Raw genomic sequence first — 6000 nt, forward strand, 5'->3', positions numbered from 1 at the left:
TTGAAAAATAGTATTAAACAGTGATTGACTTAAAGTAAAGTTTGCCAACTTTAAAAGTTTGTGTAAGTTTGCAAGCTACTTGTACAGAGATTTCCTTAAATTATTTATGGCGAAAATAAAATACCACATTAATCTTCATTCCCTGAGCATTGAAAAAGTCCGGGTAACCGTTAAACAGCGACTGCTTCGCTGGCTTGGAGTGCTTGCTTCGGGGATGGTGTTTTCGGCAGTAGTGCTTTTTATTGCTTATAATTTCTTTAATTCGCCAAAAGAGAAGATGTTGCTTAGGGAAATTGACCAGTTGAAATTCCAGTATGAAATTTTAAACGACCGCTTCGACCGTGTGCAAAAAGTACTAAGCAACGTTCAGGACAGGGACGATAATATTTATCGCGTAATTTTTGAAGCTGAACCTATTTCCGGTGATGTACGTAAAAACAGCTTTATCAGCGGCGACCGTTATGCCAAGCTTTCCGGATACAAAAACTCTGACATTGTAGTCAATTCTACCAAGAAACTGGACCAGATTACCAGCCAGATTTATATGCAAAGCAAGTCGTTCGACGAGGTTTTTAAGCTGGCAAAAGGCAAAGAAAAGATGCTGGCAAGTATTCCTGCCATTCAGCCGGTAAAAAATACACAACTTCGTGCCATCAGTTCTTATTTCGGCTATCGTACCGACCCGTTTTACAAAGTTATAAAACTTCACCAGGGTGTGGATTTTTCTGCACCTTCCGGAACACCGATTTTTGCAACTGGCGATGGAATGGTAACCGTTGCCGGAAGGGATAAGGGCGGCTATGGTAACCAGGTGATGATTAACCACGGATTCAGCTATCAAACCATGTATGCCCATCTTTCCAAAATAAAAGCAAGAAGAGGCGAGCGGGTGAAACGGGGAGAGGTTATTGGCTATGTAGGCAATACCGGTAAGTCAACCTCTCCGCATCTACATTACGAAGTACATAAATCAGGCAAGCCTATTAACCCTATCAACTTTTTTTTCAACGACCTTACGCCGGCAGAATATGAACTGATGCTCGAACTTTCTTCCCGCCCATCGCAAACCATGGATTAACAATAATGTTATGGCAGCCCGCAAACCAAAACCGGAAAAGATTTATTACTCCATAGGGGAAGTGGCTAAGATGTTTAACGTAAACACATCTCTGATCCGCTTTTGGGAAAAAGAGTTCGATATCATTCAGCCACACCGCAACAACAAAGGCAACCGCATGTTTACCAAACAGGATGTGGATAACTTTTATATCATCTATCATCTGGTAAAAGAACGGGGCTACACCCTGCAGGGAGCTAAGGAGAAATTAGAAAACAACAAGGCAGACATTTCGGCAGAAGCAGAAATTGTACAATCGCTCAACAAAATAAAGAATTTCCTGCTGGAAATTAAAGATCAGTTGTAGCCCATGCTAAAATCCGGTTGCGAAGCCCGTTGTCCTGCCTGCTCACACAGGGATTTTACCATGCAGCAAAGCCTTGAACAAAAATACCAATGGATAGAAAAACAACTCTCGACCTGGAAAGAAGTTTTGCAAACGGTACAAAGCGTGGAAGAAAACAACCGCTGGGGATACCGCAAAAAAGTTTGCCTTTCCGCCCGGTATAATGACAATTTCTGGAAATTTGGTGTTGTAAAACGTGTCTAGTCCTGAAATAGCTTGACAGGTTTTACAGCAAAATTGAAAAATGAAAGAAGTAGAATCTGAACAAGAGAAAGAACAAAGAAAAGAGAAAGAACAAGAAAAGGAAAGATTTCCCAGAGAAACATCCGGGTTTTCCATTGCACACAAGAGGTGGATAGCTCGGGAAATTTCTGCAGGACGAATGACGATCCCACAAGCGATCGATAAATTTGATTTTCAGAGCAAGGATCCGAAGTCTCTTTTAAGATATGGGAGTAAGCGTTATGCGCCTCAAATTGTAGTATCTTTGCCAGTAATGACAGAAAAAGAACGTATCAAACATGAAATTCTTCTCAAACGTGTAAAAGAGTTACAGAAGCAACTCCAAGACGCTCAGATGAAGAACATTGCTCTGGAAACGCTTATTGATGTAGCAGAGGAGCAATTAAACATTCCCATCCGAAAAAAAGCTGGGTCCAAGCAGTAACACTCCTGCGACAGATGTATCCTCACTTTGGGGTGGGATACATCTGCCGACTGTTTGGAAAAACCCGCCAGGGGTGGTATGAACAATGTGAGCAAAAAGAAGACAGGTCGCTTTCAGGCATCTTGATTTTAAAGTTAGTAGAAGAGATACGATAATCGTTGCCGCGTGTTGGTACGCGAAAGCTATTGCATCTGCTGCAACCTGATCTGGAGGCTCACAACATCAAACTTGGGCGTGATAGCCTTTATGAATTATTGGGGCAATACGGTTTACTGTTACGCTATCGCAGGCGAAAGCACTACACAACAGACTCCAATCATCCATACAGAAAGTATCCTAATCTTATACGCCAGATGATACTCACACGAGCGGAGCAACTTTGGGTTAGCGATATTACCTATTTGCGGCTCACACAAAATTTCTGTTACCTGAGCATTGTCACCGACGCTTATTCACGAAAAATCATCGGGTATCAGTTGCATCCCACACTTGCCAGTGAAGGCATTAAAGACGGCTATAAGCACTTTAAAACGAAAAGACAAACCCATTCATCATTCTGATCGTGGAATCCAGTATTGTTGTGCTGATTATATTCAGACGCTTGAACGGTGTAATATCCAGATCAGCATGACTGAAAATGGTGACCCCTATGAAAATGCCATTGCCGAAAGAGTGAACGGAATACTAAAAGCAGAGTTTGGACTGGATAAAACTTTTTCCTGTATAGAGCAAGCCATTACTACAACACACGAAGCTATTAATGCTTACAACAACAAACGTCCTCATGCCAGTTGTGATTATCTTACACCCGGTGAAGCACATGAGCAGAATGGTATTTTGCGAAAACGGTGGAAACCAACATTAAAACCAATAGCAGAATTAACAATATAAAAACTTGCATCAGCATGAAAAACATCAGAAGTCCCTGACAAGCCAAATCAGGATTAAGGCAAATCCTGTAAAGTCTATTCAGTATTACAAGAAAAGATGACAAGCAGTTAAAGGAATAACGACAAAACTGTAAACCATCTTCAGGATTAACACAAAACCTGTAATCCAAAACAAGGATTAATAAAATAACTGTAATCAGAAACCAGGATTAAAAAAATAAGTGTATTTTTGAATCCGGATTACCGCATTAACCTGACAAGTAATATTAGTTTTTAACCCAAAATCTGTCAAGTATTTTCAGGACGGTACATGGCGATGCTAATATTATAAATTCCATCATTACGATAATAGCTTCCGCCGTTACGATGAGGCTTTCCGTCATTACGATGATAGCTTCCGCCGTTACGATAAAGCTTTCTGCCATTACGATGAGGCTTTCCGCCAGCGGAAATTATTATCATAATGCCGTCTATGAGTTTTCTATAAAGATTTAACTAAATAGTGCCTTGAATTTGGAGTGCCTAAAATGCCTAAAGTTAGCTAAAACTTTAGGCACTTCAAACCTTAGTTCACTTTAAGTACTTCTTATGAACAATTATTTGTAATATTACTGTTTTTATCAGGAAATTTGCTTTTTCAAAAAACAATTTGATGAACTCCCCTTTAATCGAAATATGTGTTGACACACTTGCTTCTGCGATAGCTGCGGAACATGCGGGAGCAAACCGAATTGAACTTTGTAGTGCTTTGTCTTTGGGCGGACTTACACCAGGCGCAGGCTTGATGCAGCAGGTAAGAGAAATGGTAAACCTTGCTTTGCATGTGATGATACGTCCGCGTGAAGGCGATTTTTGCTATTCGGAAGAGGAGTTTGCGGTAATGAAGACAGAAATAACCGTTGCAAAGCAATTACATGCCGATGGTGTGGTATTTGGTTTGCTGCTTCCCGATGGAAATATTGACACAGAAAGAACCAAAATCCTTACAGAACTGGCACATCCTTTAAATGTTACTTTCCACCGTGCCTTCGATTTGACCAATGATCCTTTTTCTGCGCTCGAAGAAATTATAAGCTGTGGAGCCAGCCGTATCCTCACTTCCGGACAGGCACCAACTGCATTGGAAGGTGCTGCATTGATAGCTAAACTGGTAAAACAGGCAGGCGACCGCATCATTATTTTGCCGGGATCAGGAATAAATGCATCTAATATTATCAAAATAAAAAACATTAGCGGTGCAGGCGAGTTTCACCTTTCAGGGAAAAAGATTTTTGAAAGCAAAATGCAGCTACGGAAGGAAATTTTTGGTTTTACATCTGTTTCTTCCGTCAATTTTTATGAAAACAGGGAGGCTTGCGAAGAAATTATACGAGAAACGATTCAATTGTTAGGGTAGTATCCGTTATGAAACATTGGTAGTGTGCCGGATAAAAAAGCCCGCCAAATTCCTGGCAGGCTTAATTTCTTAAAATTGTTGAATTTAATTTATTGAAGTGGAGTTATTACTTCCAGTACTTCAGGTAAATCCATCCCTAATTTTTTAACATGTTCAAGAGTAGGCACACCGTTTTTATTCCATCCACGACGGGTGTAAACGGCATCGAGCAACTGTTCGTAACGGTTTTCGCGGTATTTACGGGTAGCAGCCATCTTCTCCTTAAGAGTCATCTTGGTTGGATCCAAATTTTGCAGTTCAATAAGTTGCTTGTCGTAACGTTCCTGACGGCTAAGATATTCTTCTTCGGTAACCGGACCGCAGGCACGGTAAGGCTGGGCATCATGTTTGCGTAAGCCATATCCGCGACGGATACTGAAAATTCGCTGGAAATTGTAAACCCGTTCACTTTGCGTAATCAAAGAATTTTTATCCAGTTCTCTGCCGGTAACGGCTTTGTAAATGGTTACATAATTGTCAACGTGTTCGGGAACCTTGGCGGGTTCGTTGGTTTCGCGGTTATTTTCGGGTTCCACATCATTCCAGGGGAGTTTGCAAAGTCCCTGCAATCCGAACCATGTACGGAACATAGGGAAATAGTGCAGTGCTTCGGCTTTGTTTTCGAAGGTGGGAATCTGGTTGTTTACCATATCCATAAAAATGAGCCAGGCTTCGTCGTGTTGGGGACCTTTGTTGGTCATGGCGTATCCACCTTGTTGTGCCAACGATTCTTTGCTGATGTACTGTGAATATTCCAGCCCTTTGTTTTCCATGCCAATGTCCTGCATAAACTTGGGGTCGCCCCAGCCTTTTTCGGCAAATAGAGCCTTCATTTTGCGTATTCCTAAACCGGCTATTTTTCCAAAGCCTTCTCCTTTTGCAACCAGGTGAAGCAGTTCCATAGCTGCATCGGCATTACCGAAGTTAAGTTTCATTCCACCGGTACGTTCTTCGTTCAGGATGCCATTTTCATAACATTCCATAATGAAACCCATGAGGGTTCCCCATGAAATGGTACAGATACCGTATGTATCGCAATAGAAATTAGATTCGATGGTAAAATCAGGATTAAAGATTCCCATGATAGAGCCCAAAGAAGAAGTAGATTCATATTCGGGACCATCAACGATAACTTTTTGTCCTTTGTAAGGGCCGCTACGGAGTTCGTAATTATCCACACCTTTGGCACAAGCCATGTTGCAACCTATCCAGCATCCGTCGGGCATACCTTGGGTAAAAAAGGATTTCCATACTTCCCCGTTGATTTTGCCAATGTCGGGATGGGTGCCGAATTTAAAATTATGTACCGGTAACAGGTCATAGTCGTTCATGATATGGGTAAGGTGGGCGGTTCCCTTGCTGCGCATTTCGCATTGCGAATCGTCTAACTCACGCATTTCGCGGTTGAAACGTTTTCCGCGTTCCATAATAGGTTCCAGATCGACCACATTATTTCTATTTCCGCTGGCACCTTTGGATTTGGCTACCAATGCGAGAATTTTTTTATCCCGAAGAACAGTACCAATCCCACCACGCCCAGCCTGT

9 protein-coding genes are annotated in these 6000 nt (G+C 41.7%); 7 read left to right on the forward strand and 2 right to left on the reverse strand.

Going from position 1 to position 6000, the window contains the following annotated elements; genetic code table 11:
• Positions 1-106: 106 nt before the first annotated feature.
• The 6 genes from M0R21_12050 to M0R21_12075 all read left to right on the forward strand — a co-directional run bounded on the left by M0R21_12050 (position 107) and on the right by M0R21_12075 (position 3021).
• On the forward strand, positions 107-1078 hold the full coding sequence (locus M0R21_12050) for a M23 family metallopeptidase (protein MCK9618552.1): 972 nt from the start codon (positions 107-109) through the stop codon (positions 1076-1078).
• A 10-nt stretch (positions 1079-1088) separates the two neighbouring features.
• The gene (locus tag M0R21_12055) at positions 1089-1424 is read left to right on the forward strand and encodes a MerR family transcriptional regulator (protein MCK9618553.1); all 336 of its coding nucleotides are present in this window, start codon (positions 1089-1091) and stop codon (positions 1422-1424) included.
• A gap of 3 nt (positions 1425-1427) precedes the next feature.
• Positions 1428-1667 (forward strand): hypothetical protein, encoded by a 240-nt coding sequence (locus M0R21_12060; protein MCK9618554.1) that lies wholly within the window; start codon positions 1428-1430, stop codon positions 1665-1667.
• Positions 1668-1707: 40 nt separating this feature from the next.
• Entirely contained in the window at positions 1708-2130 is a 423-nt protein-coding gene (locus M0R21_12065; protein ID MCK9618555.1) for a hypothetical protein, read from the forward strand.
• 158 nt (positions 2131-2288) lie between these two features.
• The gene (locus M0R21_12070; GenBank protein ID MCK9618556.1) at positions 2289-2690 is read left to right on the forward strand and encodes a hypothetical protein; all 402 of its coding nucleotides are present in this window, start codon (positions 2289-2291) and stop codon (positions 2688-2690) included.
• Positions 2691-2757: 67 nt separating this feature from the next.
• Complete coding sequence (locus tag M0R21_12075) at positions 2758-3021, forward strand: integrase core domain-containing protein (protein MCK9618557.1); 264 nt, start codon at positions 2758-2760, stop codon at positions 3019-3021.
• 287 nt (positions 3022-3308) lie between these two features.
• Here M0R21_12075 and M0R21_12080 read toward each other — a convergent pair whose 3' ends face one another.
• Positions 3309-3482, reverse strand: a complete 174-nt coding sequence (locus M0R21_12080; protein ID MCK9618558.1) for a hypothetical protein — start codon at positions 3480-3482, stop codon at positions 3309-3311.
• A gap of 190 nt (positions 3483-3672) precedes the next feature.
• Between M0R21_12080 and M0R21_12085 the strand changes: the two genes are divergently transcribed.
• Positions 3673-4416, forward strand: a complete 744-nt coding sequence (locus M0R21_12085) for a copper homeostasis protein CutC (GenBank protein ID MCK9618559.1) — start codon at positions 3673-3675, stop codon at positions 4414-4416.
• Positions 4417-4505: 89 nt separating this feature from the next.
• Here M0R21_12085 and M0R21_12090 read toward each other — a convergent pair.
• Positions 4506-6000: aldehyde ferredoxin oxidoreductase C-terminal domain-containing protein (locus M0R21_12090; GenBank protein ID MCK9618560.1), on the reverse strand; the 1495-nt coding region annotated here is incomplete at its 5' end.

The sequence above is a fragment of the Lentimicrobiaceae bacterium genome, assembly GCA_023227965.1.
Lineage (GTDB): Bacteria > Bacteroidota > Bacteroidia > Bacteroidales > JALOCA01 > JALOCA01.